At 64.0% G+C, this 13,898-nt stretch carries 15 protein-coding genes; 6 read left to right on the forward strand and 9 right to left on the reverse strand.

Annotated elements, in window-relative coordinates; genetic code table 11:
- Positions 1 to 102 precede the first annotated feature (102 nt).
- Positions 103 to 312 (forward strand): DUF1059 domain-containing protein, encoded by a 210-nt coding sequence (locus HDG37_RS25735; RefSeq protein ID WP_018420089.1) that lies wholly within the window; start codon positions 103 to 105, stop codon positions 310 to 312.
- A 135-nt stretch (positions 313 to 447) separates the two neighbouring features.
- Here HDG37_RS25735 and HDG37_RS25740 read toward each other — a convergent pair whose 3' ends face one another.
- Positions 448 to 768, reverse strand: coding sequence for a DNA-binding protein (locus tag HDG37_RS25740; RefSeq protein WP_090802066.1), 321 nt, complete (start codon positions 766 to 768; stop codon positions 448 to 450).
- A gap of 388 nt (positions 769 to 1,156) precedes the next feature.
- On the opposite strand from HDG37_RS25740, the gene HDG37_RS25745 reads away from it, so the two are divergent.
- The gene (locus HDG37_RS25745) at positions 1,157 to 1,999 is read left to right on the forward strand and encodes an SAM-dependent methyltransferase (protein WP_184052371.1); all 843 of its coding nucleotides are present in this window, start codon (positions 1,157 to 1,159) and stop codon (positions 1,997 to 1,999) included.
- Between the two features lie 20 nt (positions 2,000 to 2,019).
- Here HDG37_RS25745 and HDG37_RS25750 read toward each other — a convergent pair whose 3' ends face one another.
- Positions 2,020 to 2,574 carry a DUF1415 domain-containing protein gene (locus HDG37_RS25750; RefSeq protein ID WP_184052372.1) on the reverse strand — a complete coding sequence of 185 codons (555 nt, stop codon included), beginning with the start codon at positions 2,572 to 2,574 and terminating at the stop codon, positions 2,020 to 2,022.
- A 58-nt stretch (positions 2,575 to 2,632) separates the two neighbouring features.
- On the reverse strand, positions 2,633 to 3,280 hold the full coding sequence (locus tag HDG37_RS25755; protein WP_184052373.1) for a TetR/AcrR family transcriptional regulator: 648 nt from the start codon (positions 3,278 to 3,280) through the stop codon (positions 2,633 to 2,635).
- Between the two features lie 153 nt (positions 3,281 to 3,433).
- On the opposite strand from HDG37_RS25755, the gene HDG37_RS25760 reads away from it, so the two are divergent.
- A complete protein-coding gene (locus tag HDG37_RS25760) occupies positions 3,434 to 4,717 on the forward strand; it encodes an MFS transporter (RefSeq protein ID WP_184052374.1) in 1,284 nt (427 codons plus the stop codon).
- A 193-nt stretch (positions 4,718 to 4,910) separates the two neighbouring features.
- Positions 4,911 to 5,504 carry a nitroreductase family protein gene (locus tag HDG37_RS25765; RefSeq protein WP_184052444.1) on the forward strand — a complete coding sequence of 198 codons (594 nt, stop codon included), beginning with the start codon at positions 4,911 to 4,913 and terminating at the stop codon, positions 5,502 to 5,504.
- Positions 5,505 to 5,607: 103 nt separating this feature from the next.
- On the opposite strand, the gene HDG37_RS25770 is transcribed toward HDG37_RS25765, so the two are convergent.
- On the reverse strand, positions 5,608 to 7,101 hold the full coding sequence (locus HDG37_RS25770; protein WP_184052375.1) for an MFS transporter: 1,494 nt from the start codon (positions 7,099 to 7,101) through the stop codon (positions 5,608 to 5,610).
- 188 nt (positions 7,102 to 7,289) lie between these two features.
- Here HDG37_RS25770 and HDG37_RS25775 point away from each other — a divergent pair, with 188 nt between their 5' ends.
- Entirely contained in the window at positions 7,290 to 8,540 is a 1,251-nt protein-coding gene (locus tag HDG37_RS25775; RefSeq protein WP_184052376.1) for an Hsp70 family protein, read from the forward strand.
- Between the two features lie 134 nt (positions 8,541 to 8,674).
- Here the strand turns inward: HDG37_RS25775 and HDG37_RS25780 are convergent, their stop codons facing one another.
- Positions 8,675 to 8,878 carry a cold-shock protein gene (locus HDG37_RS25780; RefSeq protein ID WP_007180251.1) on the reverse strand — a complete coding sequence of 68 codons (204 nt, stop codon included), beginning with the start codon at positions 8,876 to 8,878 and terminating at the stop codon, positions 8,675 to 8,677.
- Positions 8,879 to 9,308: 430 nt separating this feature from the next.
- On the opposite strand from HDG37_RS25780, the gene HDG37_RS25785 reads away from it, so the two are divergent.
- Complete coding sequence (locus HDG37_RS25785; RefSeq protein ID WP_184052378.1) at positions 9,309 to 10,904, forward strand: APC family permease; 1,596 nt, start codon at positions 9,309 to 9,311, stop codon at positions 10,902 to 10,904.
- Between the two features lie 118 nt (positions 10,905 to 11,022).
- On the opposite strand, the gene HDG37_RS25790 is transcribed toward HDG37_RS25785, so the two are convergent.
- The 4 genes from HDG37_RS25790 to prmC form a co-directional block, all read right to left on the reverse strand.
- The gene (locus HDG37_RS25790) at positions 11,023 to 11,808 is read right to left on the reverse strand and encodes a class III extradiol ring-cleavage dioxygenase (RefSeq protein ID WP_184052380.1); all 786 of its coding nucleotides are present in this window, start codon (positions 11,806 to 11,808) and stop codon (positions 11,023 to 11,025) included.
- Positions 11,809 to 11,942: 134 nt separating this feature from the next.
- Positions 11,943 to 12,545, reverse strand: a complete 603-nt coding sequence (locus HDG37_RS25795) for a UbiX family flavin prenyltransferase (RefSeq protein WP_184052382.1) — start codon at positions 12,543 to 12,545, stop codon at positions 11,943 to 11,945.
- 40 nt (positions 12,546 to 12,585) lie between these two features.
- Positions 12,586 to 12,897: a Grx4 family monothiol glutaredoxin gene (gene grxD / locus HDG37_RS25800; RefSeq protein WP_018420101.1), complete on the reverse strand. Its 312-nt coding sequence runs from the start codon at positions 12,895 to 12,897 to the stop codon at positions 12,586 to 12,588.
- 112 nt (positions 12,898 to 13,009) lie between these two features.
- Positions 13,010 to 13,897 (reverse strand): peptide chain release factor N(5)-glutamine methyltransferase, encoded by an 888-nt coding sequence (gene prmC / locus HDG37_RS25805; protein ID WP_184052384.1) that lies wholly within the window; start codon positions 13,895 to 13,897, stop codon positions 13,010 to 13,012.
- Position 13,898: the final 1 nt, after the last annotated feature.

A 13,898-nucleotide genomic window follows, 5' to 3' on the forward strand; every position in this document is an offset into this window, starting at 1 on the left:
ACGCAGCCGCTGCGGCGCGCTTCGCTGCCGCGTGCCGGCAGCCGACGCGAAGCGCCTGTTGAATCGGTGGAAGAGTCGATCGTCTGGTTCAAGGAGATTGCCATGACCCGCAAATATATCGACTGTCGCGAGTTTCCGAGCGAAACGAACTGCACTGTCGCGCTATCCGCCGACAGCGACGGCGAACTGCTCGAAGCCGCGGTCCAGCATGCCGTCAGCGTTCACAAGCACGCGGATTCGCCGGAGTTGCGCGAGCAGCTGAAGACGCTATTTCATGAGGGAACGCCGCCCGTCGAGGCGCCGCACGCTTGAGACACCCGCGGAAGGGGAGTGTGGAAGCCCGCGTCGCGAGCGGCATCCAGCCGCCCGCGTGCGGGCGCGTTGCAGCAGTCTTGTGGTGACACGAGGAACGCGATACCAAGCCAATCTAACCAGGATGCCGACGCGCTAACCCGGATACGCCTCATCGACCTTCAGCCCGGCGAGCTTGAAGATCACCCGCAACGTCTGCGGCTTGATGTCGCGTCGCGACGCGAGCGTCGTCATCACGAAGTCGAGCACCTTGGCGTACTTGAGCATCGTCAGGCAGGTCTCGAGGTCGACGTTGCCGTCACGCATGACCTCGGCGAGCCGCAGCATTTCCGTGGAGATGTCGCGAGCCATCTCCAGTTCGAGTTGCTGTTTCTCCGACCATGCCGGCGCGGCGGTGAGCTTCGCCATCATTTCCTGAAACTTCTGTTCGACATTTCCGTTGGGTACCGTATCCATTGCCGCCTCTTCTGTGATCATCCGAGCGCGCGACCCGTTGCAAAGCCGGCCGCTGCTGGTTACGTAACGTTCGGCCCTTGTTGCGGGACCGCTCTCCCCACGTGCATCCGGTTCGCGTGTCCGGTTGCACGGCCGGACCGCCTCCTGTTTTCGGCGACGCGGCTTGCACCCGCAGGCTCAGCCGGCGCTCAAGCTGTTTTCAGCCATTCTCGAGACACTTCCGCGCAGCGCCTTTCGAGCAGGAAGTGTTCCCAGTGGACCGCCTGTCTCGCGTGACCCGGGCGGCGTACTCGCTGGGATTGCCGCACTTTGGGTAAACTGGCAGCAACTTTTCTCTTTTTCCGTCATCTGTCGCACGTTCGCACTGCAATTGATGGCGGCCCATACGATGTCCGGCAAAACTCACGAAATCCGTCCCAACCAGTCCGTCGAACTGCTCAAAGAGCTCCACATCCTCACGCGCGACGGCAAGATGAATCAGGACAGCCGTCGCAAGCTGAAGCAGGTCTACCATCTGTTCCAGTTCATCGAGCCGCTACTCAAGGACCTGAAGGACCAGCAGGGGGCGCTGACGCTCGTCGATCACGGCGCGGGCAAGTCATACCTCGGTTTTATCCTGTATGACCTGTTTTTCAAGGAGTTTCAGGACGTCGCTGGTGGGGCTTCGCACATTTACGGCATCGAAACGCGCGAAGAGCTGGTGACGAAGTCCGAAGAGCTGGCGGCGCGGCTCGGCTTCAAGGGTATGTCGTTTCTGAATCTGTCGGTGGCGGAGTCGATCACGTCGACGCGGCTGCCCACCGAAATCGACATCGTGACCGCGCTGCACGCGTGCAATACCGCCACCGACGACGCGATCCGTTTCGCGCTCGAAAAGCACGCGAAGTACATCGTCGTCGTGCCGTGCTGCCAGGCCGAGGTGGCCGGCGTGCTGCGGCAGAACAAGGGCAAGGCTCTGAAGACCGCGCTGACGGAAATCTGGCGGCATCCGCTGCACACGCGCGAATTCGGCAGCCAGATCACGAACGTGCTGCGCTGCCTGCAGCTCGAAGCGCATGGCTATCAGGTCAGCGTGACCGAGCTGGTCGGCTGGGAACACTCGATGAAAAACGAGTTGATCATCGCGCAGTACAAGGACCTGCCGCGGCGCCGGCCCGCTGAGCGGCTCGGCGAAGTGCTGGACACGCTCGGGCTCGATGCGCTGAAGGAGCGATTTTTCGTGCCGGCCTGAGGCGCGGCCTCGCGCTTCATTTAGCGCTTCATCAACGCATCCCAGCCCGCGAGGCCAATGCGCCGCAGCGTTTCCTGATTGCGCTCGTAGATCTCTTCCGCGTCGGGAAAGGCCTGCACGGCCCGCTCGATGCTGTCCTCGCGCAGCAGATGCAGGATCGGATAGGGCGCCCGGTTCGTGTAGTTTTCGATATCGTCGGGCTCGCTGCCTTCGAACTGGTAATGCGGATGAAAGCTCGCGATCTGGATGACGCCTTCGAGCCGCAACTGCTGGACCAGCCGGTCGGCGAACAACAGGCAGTCGTTGAAGCCGAGAAAGTCCTCGAACGCGCGCGGCAGGATCAGCAACGTCGTGTCGATGGCGGCGGGGTCGGCGGCGACGAGGGTCTGCAGCTCGGCTTCCAGGTCGGTCAGCACCGCTTCGAGCGTGTCCGCTTCGCTGAGCGCATAGCGAATCTGCCCCTTCACATGCACGGCCTTCGCGAACGGACACAGGTTCAGGCCGATCACGGCCTCCGTCAGCCAATGACGGGTCGCGGCGATAACGGCATCGTGGAATTCGGCGGGCAACGGCATGGCGGACGGATGTGACGGGAAAACGCACAATTCTAAAGGACCCAGCTGACGGACTGGCTCAGCGAATCGGCTTCTCCGCGCAAGCGGCCGCTATCAACTGCGCGGCGACTTTCGGCGCGGCGAGGATCGGCCCGCAACCCGGCCCGTAAGTCTGGCTCGCCGCGTACACGCCCTCGATCAGCAGGCCGAGCCCATCGGCCAGCGCTTGCGGATCGCCGGCGCCGGCCGCTGTCGACAGTTCGACGAGGCGCGCCATCAAGCGCTGCTTGTTGCGGAACACGAACTGCCGCGCCGGATGCGCGGTATCCGAAAACTCCACCGACACGTTCACGAACGGGCAGCCGCGGTAATCGTCGACCGAGGCGCGCACCGCGAGGTCGTCGAAGTACTGCTGAAGCTGCTTCGCCGGCTCGCCCGGACGCTTCGCGAAGCTCTTCTCGACGTAGCGGAAGAACTGCTCGTCCTTCTGCTCCAGATACGCCATCACGAGCTCGTCCTTCGACGAAAACTGCCGGTACAGACTCATCTTGTTCACGCCCGCGCGCTCGACCACCGCATCGACGCCGACCGTGCGCACGCCCTCGCGATAGAACAACTCGCTGGCCGCGCGCAGCAGATGCTGCTGCGCCTGCGGCCCGGCGGTCTGTGCGCCGCGCGCGCGCCGCGCACGAGTAGGGGCGGGCTTGGGGGTTTCGCTGTCGGACATGGCAAGTCACCCGAATGAGATTGACGCCTTGACATGTTACCGACCAGTAACTAAGATCGCAACACTATTGTGACCGATCTGTAACAAGTCATTCACCGAGGCCGTAATAATACGAACGACGCCGCCACCCGGGCCGCGTCGATGGGAGAATCGATGAACTGGGCTGCGCGATTGATAGGCGGGCGTTTCCACTACGGCTGGTTGACCGTCGCCGTGGTGTTCCTGGTGTTGCTCGCGGCTGCGGGTACGCGAGCGACACCGAGCGTGATGATGGTGCCGCTCGAGCACCAATTCGGCTGGAGCCGCGCGACGATTTCGCTCGCGATCTCGGTGAATATCGCGCTGTACGGGTTGATGGGGCCGTTCGCGGCCGCCGCGATGCAGCGCTTCGGTGTCCGCCCCACGCTGCTAAGCGCGCTCGGCGCGATGGCCGCGGGTGTCGCGCTGTCGTCGCTGATGACGCATCCGTGGCAAATGGTGCTGATCTGGGGCGTGATGGTCGGCGGCTCGACAGGGGTAGCGGCGCTGTCGCTGTCGGCGACGGTCGTGACGCGCTGGTTCACGACGCGCCGCGGTCTCGTGATGGGTATCCTGACCGCCAGTTCGGCGACCGGCCAACTGGTGTTTCTGCCGCTGCTCGCGGCCATCGCCGAGCATTACGGCTGGCGTCAGGTCGTGTGGGTCGTCGCGCTCGCGGCGGGCGTCGTGATTCCGCTCGTCGCGTTCCTGCTGCCCGAGCATCCGGCCAGCATGCAGCTGCGCCCGTACGGCGAACCGCATGACGCGCCCATCACGACGACCGTCGCCAGGCAGAATCCGCTCGCGATCGCATTCGGCACGCTCGCGTCGGCGAGCAAAACGCGCGACTTCTGGCTGCTGTTCTTCAGCTTCTTCATTTGCGGCGCGAGCACCAATGGCTATGTCGGCACCCATCTGATCGCGATGTGCGGCGACTACGGGATGACCGAAGTGCAGGGCGCGTCGTTGCTCGCGGCGATGGGCGTGTTCGACCTGTTCGGCACGACGATGTCGGGCTGGCTGTCGGACCGCTTCAATAGCCGCGTGCTGCTGTTCTGGTATTACGGGCTGCGGGGGCTGTCGCTGATGTATCTGCCGCACGCGTTCGGCATCGACTTTTTCGGACTGCCGCTGTTCGCGGTGTTCTACGGTCTCGACTGGATCGCCACCGTGCCGCCGACCGTGCGGCTTGCGACCGACGTCTACGGCAAGGAATCGGCGCCGATCGTGTTCGGCTGGGTGGTCGCGGGCCACCAGCTCGGCGCGGCGTTCGCGGCGCTCGGCGCGGGCATGCTGCGCGCGAGTCTTGGCACCTACACGGTCGCATCGATGATTTCCGGCGGCTTGTGTCTGATCGCCGCGGTGATCGTGCTGCGCATCAATCGCCCGGCCAAGGTGCCGACGCCGCAGGCAATCTAAGGCGCCCTCGCGAGCCGCGCGGATTCACCGTCAGCGAAGCAACGACGCACGGCCCCATAACGGGGCCGTGAGCGTTTTCTCAGCCAGCACGCATAGCGCCGCGCCGCAACTTGGAGCGCGCACCGAAAGCCCGTTATGCTATGTGACCTCGGGCAGCCGCCCGGAGAACATGAATATCTACCGAGAGAAGCGCATGGCCACCAAACCCGCCTCAACCGAAGTTGCCATTCACGAGCTCATTGCTGGCCGCTGGAGCCCTCGCGCGTATTCGAGCGAGCCGGTGAGTCGCGATCAGTTGCGAGCCGTGCTCGAAGCGGCGCGCTGGGCGCCGTCTTCATATAACGCGCAGCCCTGGCGTTTTGTCGTATTCGATCGCAGCGTCGACGAAGTGGCATTCAAGAAGGCTTTCGCCACGCTGGTGCCGTTCAACCAGGGCTGGAATGCGCCCGCGCCGGTGCTGATCGCGGTGACCGCGCACACACTGACCAACAAGGGCGACGTAAACCGCTGCGCGTTCTACGACGCTGGCGCGGCGGCGATGGCGCTGGTGCTGCAGGCGCACGCGCTCGGCCTCGCCGCGCACCAGATGAGCGGCTTCGACGTGAACGCGTTCCGTACCACCTTCGAACTACCAAAGGACGTCGAGCCGATCGCGATGATCTCGCTCGGCCATTACGGCGACGTCGACAAACTGGATCCGGTCCTGCGCGAACGCGAGAAGGCGCCGCGTCAACGCGCGGCGCTCGCGGATATCGCGTACGCCGGCGCCTGGAAGAAGGCGTTCTGAGCGATGGATTCGCCGCGCTTGCCGCGCTATTTCGCGTAAAGCGAGGAAAGCGGTCGATGAGCAACGAAGCAGTCAGGCACGCGCGGCACGGTCCGCGCGTTTTTCATGCAGCGCCGTCCATGCCGTTCTCGCCATCCGTCACGCTCGACAGCGGCGCGGCCACATGTTCGAGCGACTTGCGCTCCGCGTCGACACCCCAGATCGCCGCGACGAGCGCCGCCGCGAGCATCAACGCCGAGCCGACCAGATAGCCCGAAAACACCTCGCTGCGCTGATGCGTATCGATCAGCCGACCGAAAAACGCCGGCCCGATGATGCCGCCGAGCGCGGTGCCGAACGCATAGAAAACCGCGATCGCGAGCGCGCGGATTTCGAGCGGAAACGATTCGCTCACGGTCAGATACGCGGAACTCGCGGCCGCCGACGCAAAGAAGAAAATGACCATCCAGGCGACCGTCTGCGTGACGACGCTCAGCAGTTGCTGCTCGAACAGATAACCGGACAGCGTCAGCAGGATCGCCGACATCGCGTAGGTCGCGGCGATCATCTTGCGTCGGCCGATCACGTCGAACAGCCGCCCGAGCACGAGCGGCCCCAGGAAATTGCCGAGCGCGAAAGGCAGCAGATACCAGCCGATGTCGTCGCCCGGCACGTGATAGAAGTCGGTGAGGACGAGCGCGTAGGTGAAAAAGATCGCGTTGTAGAAGAATGCCTGCGCTGTCATCAACGTGAGACCGACCAGCGCGCGGCGCCGGTGCACGTTGAACAGCGTGTGGAACACCTCGCGCAACGGCGTATGGTCGCGCGCGCGCAGCCGCAGCCGCGTGAGGGCGTCGTCGGCGAGCGTGTGACCGGCGTTGCGATAACGCGTCTCGATGCCCTCGACGATCGTGCGGGCGTCGCGCTCGTCGCCGTGCGTGAGTAGCCAGCGCGGGCTTTCGGGTATCCAGATGCGCATCGGCAGGATCACCAGCGCGAGCACCGCGCCGATGAAAAAACACGCGCGCCAGCCCCAGTCGGAAGGCAGCAGGTGCGGATCGAGCAGCACCAGCGAGCCCGCGGCGCCGAGCCCCGCGCCCACCCAGAACGTGCCGTTGATGCCGAGGTCGGTCCAGCCGCGCACGCGTGCCGGCGTGAATTCCTGGATCGTCGAGTTGATCGCCGTGTATTCGCCGCCGATACCCGCGCCGGTCAGGAAGCGGAACAGCATGAAGCTCATCAGATTCCACGACAGCGCGGTCGCCGCGGTCGCGGCCAGATACAGCGTCAGCGTGACGAAAAACAGCTTGCGGCGGCCGAGCCGGTCGGTCAGCCAGCCGAAGCCGAGCGCGCCGAGCACCGCGCCGGCAATGTATGCGCTGCCCGCGAGGCCGACCTCGGCATTCGAAAAGCGCAGCGCCGGGCTGGTTTTCAGCGCGCTCGCGACCGCGCCGGCGAGCGTCACCTCAAGGCCGTCGAGCAGCCACGTCACGCCGAGCGCAACCACGATCAGCGTATGAAAGCGGCCCCACGGCAGACGGTCTAGCCGCGACGGCAGATCGGTTTCGATCAGCGTGGCGTGCTGGTCATCGACGGCGGCGGTGGGCGGCACGCTCATGACGCGAAGTCTCCTCGATGGCGAAGTGGGGCGGCATATCCGGTCGGACGCAGCAAGATCCATTCCGCGCCAAGATTTCAAACGATCTTGCGGCCGTCCCGGCAGCTTCAGTTGATGCTGCCGGAGTTTTCGTGATACAAAGCCGCTCCCCTTTCTTTGCGCGCCAGCCGTGAGCGGCCATTCCTGCCATGAACTATTGCGCGATTGACTTCGGTACTTCCAATTCGGCCGTCGCGGTTCCGATCGGCCCGCAGCTGAAGCTGGCGCCGGTCGAAGGCGCGTACACGACGCTGCCCACCGCGGTCTTCTTCAATACCGACGAACACACCAGCGAATTCGGGCGCGCGGCGCTCGCTGCTTACATCGATGGTTTCGACGGCCGGCTGATGCGCTCGATGAAAAGCATTCTCGGCTCGCCGCTCGCCGAGAATACGACCGATCTCGGCGACGGCAGTGCGATCAAGTACACCGACGTGATCGCGACGTTCCTGACTCACCTGAAGCGCGCGGCCGAGGCGAGCGCCGGCGGCGCGATCGACCGCGCGGTGCTGGGCCGCCCGGTGTTCTTCGTCGACGACGACCCGCGCGCCGACCAGATGGCGCAGCAACAGCTCGAAGCCGCTGCGCGCACGGCCGGCTTGCGCGACATCCACTTTCAGTATGAACCGATCGCGGCTGCGTTCGACTACGAATCGCACCTGAGCGCCGAGGGGCTCGTGCTTGTGGCGGACATCGGCGGCGGCACGTCGGACTTTTCGCTCGTGCGAGTGGGGCCGGAACGGATGAAGCGCGTCGAGCGCAAGGACGATGTGCTCGCGCACCACGGCGTGCACGTCGCGGGTACGGACTTCGACCGCCGCGTCGAACTCGCCACGATACTGCGCGAACTCGGCTACCAGTCGCGCGATCCGCAAGGGCGCGAAATCCCGAACCGGATTTATTTCGATCTCGCGACCTGGCACCTGATCAATACCGTCTACACGCCGAAGCGCGTCAGCGAACTCGCGCTGATGCGGCACCTTTTCACGGAGACGAAGCACCACGACCGGCTGATGCGCGTGGTCGAGCAGCGTTTCGGGCACGCGCTCGCCGCCCACGCGGAAGAGGCGAAGATCGGCGTGGCGGCGGGCGGCGAGACCGTGATCGATCTCGAGCAGGTGGAAGAGGATCTGCGTCTCGCGTTCGACGAAGCGCAGCTCGTCAAGGCAGGCGAGGAAGAAACGCGACGCATCGTGCAGGCCGCGCGCGATACGGTGCAGGCGGCGGGCGTCGCGCCGCGCGATGTCGACGCGATCTATTTCACCGGCGGGTCGACCGGCCTCGCGTTTCTGTCGGGCGCGTTGGCCGCGGCGTTTCCAGACGCGCAAGCGGTATTCGGCGATCGTCTCGCGAGCGTGGCGACTGGCCTCGGTATTCATGCGCGGCGTGTATTCGGATAATCCCGAATAATCAACAAATAATCCGCCGCGGATTGCGAAGTAACGCGAAGTTAATCGGCGCATTCAGATTGGCCGCCGTAATAAAAAACCCCGCCGAGGCGGGGTTTTTTTGCGTCCAGAAGGAAGCGCGGAGCTTACACCGGCTTGATGTTAGCCGCTTGCTTGCCCTTCGGGCCCGTCTTCACTTCAAACGTGACCTTCTGGTTTTCTTGCAGCGTCTTGAAGCCTTCAGTGCGAATTTCCGAGAAATGCGCGAACAGATCTTCACCGCCGCCGTCCGGAGTGATGAAGCCAAAGCCCTTAGCGTCGTTGAACCACTTGACGGTACCGGTTTCCATATTACTTTTTCCTAAAGATGGTGAATAAGGCCGAAGCCCGGGGTGCATGAAAATCAAGGAAGGGGGTAATGGGACCAACCGGAGTACCGTTGATGGGCGAACTACGAAAGAACCACTTCACTCGCCACTTGAAATCCTGCCCGAACGTTATACGGCGAATTCGGACGAAGGTCAACAGTCTAGACGAAACTTTGCCGGACTGATCCGAAATTTTCTTACAAAGCTTGCGCAGGAGGACAACTTACTGCTAGGGAGAACCCTTGGTTCGGCTGCGGTTTCGCTGCAGTAACACGGTGCAACCGTTAAACTACGCGCCGCGCGTCGGTTGCACCTATTCCGCATCTGGACGCGCTTACATGCGCGTCACCCCGTCCCCACCGCCACAAGCGATGTCACGCGGTGCCGACATGGTTCTGATTTAGGAGAAGACTTGAAAAGTTCTATACAACGGAACATCGGGCCATTCGCGCTGATGCTGACCGGTCTGGGCTCGATCATCGGTTCGGGTTGGCTGTTCGGCGCGTGGAAGGCTGCAAAAATTGCCGGTCCGGCTGCGATTTGCGCATGGATCATCGGTGCGGTCGTGATTCTCGCGATTGCGCTGGCCTACGCGGAACTTGGCGCGATGTTTCCGGAATCTGGCGGGATGGTGCGCTATGCGCGCTACTCGCACGGCGCGCTGGTCGGTTTCATCAGCGCGTGGGCCAACTGGATCGCGATCGTGTCGGTGATCCCGATCGAGGCCGAAGCATCCATCCAATATATGAGTACGTGGCCCTATCCCTGGGCGCATGCGCTGTTCGTCGACGGGTCGTTGACGACCAACGGCCTGCTGTTGTCCGCCGGGCTCGTCATCATCTATTTCCTGCTCAACTACTGGGGCGTCAAGCTGTTCGCGCGCGCCAACTCGGCGATCACGATCTTCAAGTTCCTGATCCCGGGCGCAACGATCGTCGGCCTGATGATGACAGGCGTCCACACCGAGAACTTTGGTCAGACGACCACGTTCGCGCCGTACGGCTGGTCGGCGGTGCTGACCGCGGTCGCGACGAGCGGCATCGTGTTCGCATTCAACGGTTTCCAGAGCCCGATCAACCTGGCCGGTGAAGCGCGAAATCCGGCCAGGAGCGTGCCGTTCGCGGTGATCGGCTCGATCCTGCTCGCGCTCGTGATCTACGTGTTGCTGCAGATCGCATACATCGGCGCCGTGAATCCGGCCGACGTGATGAAGGGCTGGAGCCACTTCAGCTTTGCTTCGCCGTTCGCGGAACTGGCGATTGCGCTGAACCTGAACTGGCTGGCGATCCTGCTGTACGTCGACGCGTTCGTGAGCCCGAGCGGCACCGGTACGACCTACATGGCAACCACCTCGCGCATGATCTACGCGATGGAGCGCAACAACACGATGCCCAAGATGTTCGGTAACGTGCACCCGTTCTATGGCGTTCCGCGCAACGCGATGTGGTTCAACCTGCTCGTCTCGTTCATCTTCCTGTTCTTCTTCCGCGGCTGGAGTTCGCTCGCGGCGGTGATTTCGGTCGCGACCGTGATCTCGTACCTGACCGGCCCGATCAGCCTGATGGCACTGCGCCGCGCGGCAACCGATCTCGAGCGCCCGCTGCACATCGCCGGCATGAAGGTGATCGCGCCGTTCGCGTTCGTCTGCGCGTCGCTGATCCTGTACTGGGCGAGGTGGCCGCTGACCGGCGAAATCATTCTGCTGATGGTCGTCGCGCTGCCGGTGTATTTCTACTTCCAGGCGAAGTCGGGCTTCGAGGGCTGGGGCCGTGACCTGAAGGCTGCCTGGTGGCTGGTCGCGTATCTGCCGATCATGGCGATCCTGTCGCTGATCGGCAGCAAGGAGTTTGGCGGCTTCGGCATTCTGCCTTACGGCTGGGACATGCTCGTCGTGATCGCCTTCGCGTTCGTGTTCTACTTCTGGGGCGTGAACAGCGGCTATCGTTCGGAGTATCTGGACGAGCGGCTCGTGCACGACGAAGTGCTCGAAGTTATCGGCGCGCATTGAGCGCCGGTCGAAACCGAAGATCCGCTCGACGCGGGTCTTTCGGGGCCGATAAAAAGCCCGCCCGATCGATGATCAGGCGGGCTTTTTGTTTGACCTTTGTGCGCGACCCCGAGCCGGATCAGGCGGTCCCGAACACGTAGTTCGTCATCGCGAGCGAGCGTTGGTAGGTGCCGAGCGACTGGATCGCGAGCGAATAGTCGTCGTCGGCGGCACCGAGCGCGGCGAATACCGGCAACAGATGCTCGTCGGTCGGATGCATCAACACCGCGTGCGGCGCCTGGCGGCGATAGTCGAGCAGCGCGTCGATATCGCGCGCGACGAGCTTGTCCTCGAACCAGTCGGTGAATTCCGCCACACGCGGATCGGCGTCTTCCGGGCGCGCGGAGAAATCGGCGGCGCGCAGGTTATGGGTGATCTGGCCGGAGCCGATCACCATCACGCCTTCGTCTTTTAGCGCGCGCAGCGCGCGGCCGACGCGGAAATGATGCGCGGCGTCCTTGTGCGGTTGGATCGACAGTTGCGCGATTGGCACGTCCGCTCGCGGAAACATCAGCAGCATCGGCACCCATGCGCCGTGGTCGAGTCCGTGCGGCTGCACGTCCGCGACAATGCCGCTCGCGCCGAGCAGCGCGGCGGCACTACGTGCGATGTCGGGCGCGCCCGGCGCCGGATATTGGATTTCATAGAGCTGGCGCGGAAAACCATAAAAATCGTGGATGGTTTCAGGCGCCGTCGCGATGCTCGCGAGTGGCTGCGCGGTGCCCCAGTGCGCCGACAACATCAGGATTGCCGCGGGACGCGGCAATTGCGTGCCGAGCGCGCCGAACTCGGCGGACGGCATCGACGGATCGATCGGCAACGTGGGTGCGCCGTGAGACAGGAAAAGCGAAGGTAAGCGGTTCATGACAGCAACGCGGCCGTGTAAGCACAACACGGAGAAATTGGGTTGCTACCAATATAGGTCCGCACGCCAGCTTGATAAATGGGTTCGGCGGGAATTGATTGCGTCGCGGCCGTTGTTAATCCGCGTTGTCGCCGTTAATCCTGCGCGCCCCGCAATCCTTCCCACGCCGGCGACAACGCCGGCCCCAGCGCAAACAGATCGAGCACGCGTGCGACAGTGTGGTCGACCATCTCGTCGATCGAAGCAGGCCGGTTATAGAACGCGGGCAGCGGCGGGAAGATCACTCCGCCCATTTCGGTGACGGCCGTCATATTGCGCAGATGCGCGAGATTGAACGGCGTTTCGCGCACCAGCAGCACGAGACGGCGACGCTCCTTCAGTGTGACGTCGGCGGCGCGGGTGATCAGGTTGTCGGCGAAACCGTGCGCGATGCTCGCGAGTGTTTTCATCGAGCAGGGCGCGACGATCATGCCGTCGGTCGCGAACGAGCCGGACGCGATGCTCGCGCCGACGTCGCGCACCGAATGGACGACATCCGCGAGCGGATGCACGTCTTCCTTGCCCAACTCGAGTTCATGCTGGATGTTGAGCCAACCCGCGCTCGAAATCAGCAGGTGGCTCTCGACGCCGCCGAGCCGCCGCAGCGTCTCGAGCAGCCGGATGCCGTAGATGGCGCCGGTGGCGCCGGTGATCGCGACGATCAGCCGGCGAGGCACCGCGGTGCGTGCTTGCTGCATGGCTCGCGGCGCCTGATGGAACGAACGAAGCGTAGAACGCTCAGGCCGCGGCGAACAGCTGCTGCAGTTCGCCCGATTCGTACATCTCCATCATGATGTCCGAGCCGCCGATGAATTCGCCCTTCACGTACAGCTGCGGAATGGTCGGCCAGTTCGAGAACACCTTGATGCCCTGACGGATTTCGTCGTCTTCGAGCACGTTGACGGTCTTGATTTCACCGGCACCGCACGCCTTCAGGATCTGGATGGCGCGGCCGGAAAAACCGCACATCGGGAACTGGGCCGTGCCCTTCATGAAGAGAACGACGTTGTTGCCGTCGACGATTTGCTTGATGCGTTGTTGCGTATCCATGACTGACCTTGCGGTTCCGATAAAGGATGGGAATAGGCTGAAATGATAGCGGATTTCGCTACCGGTGGCCGCAGCCACGTCGCGCCTGGGGTTTTAGCCTCGGCGACCGCGCTCAGGCCGCAGCGGCGCGCAGCACGCCGCCGCTGATCCGCTCGATGCCGGCGAGATCGCGCGCCGAGCGGACCTCGGCAAAACCGCGTTCGCTCAACAATGCGCGCACGGCTTCGGCCTGGTCGTAGCCATGTTCGATCCAAAGCGTGCCGTCGGCGGCGAGACGCTCGGGGGCGCCGGCGACGATCGCGCGGATCGCGCTGAGGCCGTCGGCCTCGTCGGTGAGCGCGCCGCGCGGCTCGAAGCGCAGATCGCCCTCACGCAGATGCGGGTCGCCGCTCGCGATATACGGTGGATTGCTGACGATCGCATCGAAGCGCAACGCGGCGTCGAGCGAGCCGTACCAGTCGCTGGGCAGGAAAACGACGGCGCCCCCCGGGCGTTTCACGTCGAGCAGGCGCGCGCCGTTGCGTGCGGCGACGGCGAGCGCGTCGGCCGAGCGGTCGAGCGCCCAGACCTGCGCGTCGGGCCGCATCGACGCGATTGCCACCGCGATTGCGCCGGTCCCGGTGCCGAGATCGAGCACACGTGGGCGCGGCCTAGGTTCGATCGCCGCGAGCGCGGTCTCCACCAGCAGCTCGGTCTCTGGACGCGGAATCAGCACGTGCGGCGTCACTTCGAATTCGAGCCCGAAGAACTCGCGCGCACCGACGAGCTGCGCGACCGGCTCGCCGGCCATGCGCCGCGCCTCGAGCGTGCGATAACGCTCGACGCTTGCGCGTTCGAGCGGCTCCTCGCCGCGCGTGATCAGCTGCGTGCGCCTCCAACCGAGCACATGCGTGAGCAGAATCCGCGCTTCGAGCGGCGGCAGCGGCGATGCGCGCATTAGCGCTTCGGCCGTGGGGGGCAGAGCGGTGGGGTCGAGCGGAGCCGGGGAGGCGTCGGTCATT

The organism is Paraburkholderia sp. MM5384-R2, from assembly GCF_014201025.1.
Taxonomy (GTDB): Bacteria; Pseudomonadota; Gammaproteobacteria; order Burkholderiales; family Burkholderiaceae; genus Paraburkholderia; species Paraburkholderia tuberum.

What these genes read in the sequence shown, in the direction of transcription:
- HDG37_RS25740 (WP_090802066.1), bottom strand. Translation starts at nt 768, where the DNA reads ATGGATACGGTACCCAACGGAAATGTCGAACAGAAGTTTCAGGAAATG.
- HDG37_RS25755 (WP_184052373.1), bottom strand. Translation starts at nt 3,280, where the DNA reads ATGTCCGACAGCGAAACCCCCAAGCCCGCCCCTACTCGTGCGCGGCGC.
- HDG37_RS25780 (WP_007180251.1), bottom strand. Translation starts at nt 8,878, where the DNA reads ATGGAAACCGGTACCGTCAAGTGGTTCAACGACGCTAAGGGCTTTGGC.
- HDG37_RS25790 (WP_184052380.1), bottom strand. Translation starts at nt 11,808, where the DNA reads ATGAACCGCTTACCTTCGCTTTTCCTGTCTCACGGCGCACCCACGTTG.
- HDG37_RS25775 (WP_184052376.1), top strand. Translation starts at nt 7,290, where the DNA reads ATGAACTATTGCGCGATTGACTTCGGTACTTCCAATTCGGCCGTCGCG.
- HDG37_RS25735 (WP_018420089.1), top strand. Translation starts at nt 103, where the DNA reads ATGACCCGCAAATATATCGACTGTCGCGAGTTTCCGAGCGAAACGAAC.
- HDG37_RS25765 (WP_184052444.1), top strand. Translation starts at nt 4,911, where the DNA reads ATGGCCACCAAACCCGCCTCAACCGAAGTTGCCATTCACGAGCTCATT.
- HDG37_RS25750 (WP_184052372.1), bottom strand. Translation starts at nt 2,574, where the DNA reads ATGCCGTTGCCCGCCGAATTCCACGATGCCGTTATCGCCGCGACCCGT.
- HDG37_RS25795 (WP_184052382.1), bottom strand. Translation starts at nt 12,545, where the DNA reads ATGCAGCAAGCACGCACCGCGGTGCCTCGCCGGCTGATCGTCGCGATC.
- HDG37_RS25760 (WP_184052374.1), top strand. Translation starts at nt 3,434, where the DNA reads ATGAACTGGGCTGCGCGATTGATAGGCGGGCGTTTCCACTACGGCTGG.
- prmC (WP_184052384.1), bottom strand. Translation starts at nt 13,897, where the DNA reads ATGACCGACGCCTCCCCGGCTCCGCTCGACCCCACCGCTCTGCCCCCC.
- grxD (WP_018420101.1), bottom strand. Translation starts at nt 12,897, where the DNA reads ATGGATACGCAACAACGCATCAAGCAAATCGTCGACGGCAACAACGTC.
- HDG37_RS25770 (WP_184052375.1), bottom strand. Translation starts at nt 7,101, where the DNA reads ATGAGCGTGCCGCCCACCGCCGCCGTCGATGACCAGCACGCCACGCTG.
- HDG37_RS25745 (WP_184052371.1), top strand. Translation starts at nt 1,157, where the DNA reads ATGTCCGGCAAAACTCACGAAATCCGTCCCAACCAGTCCGTCGAACTG.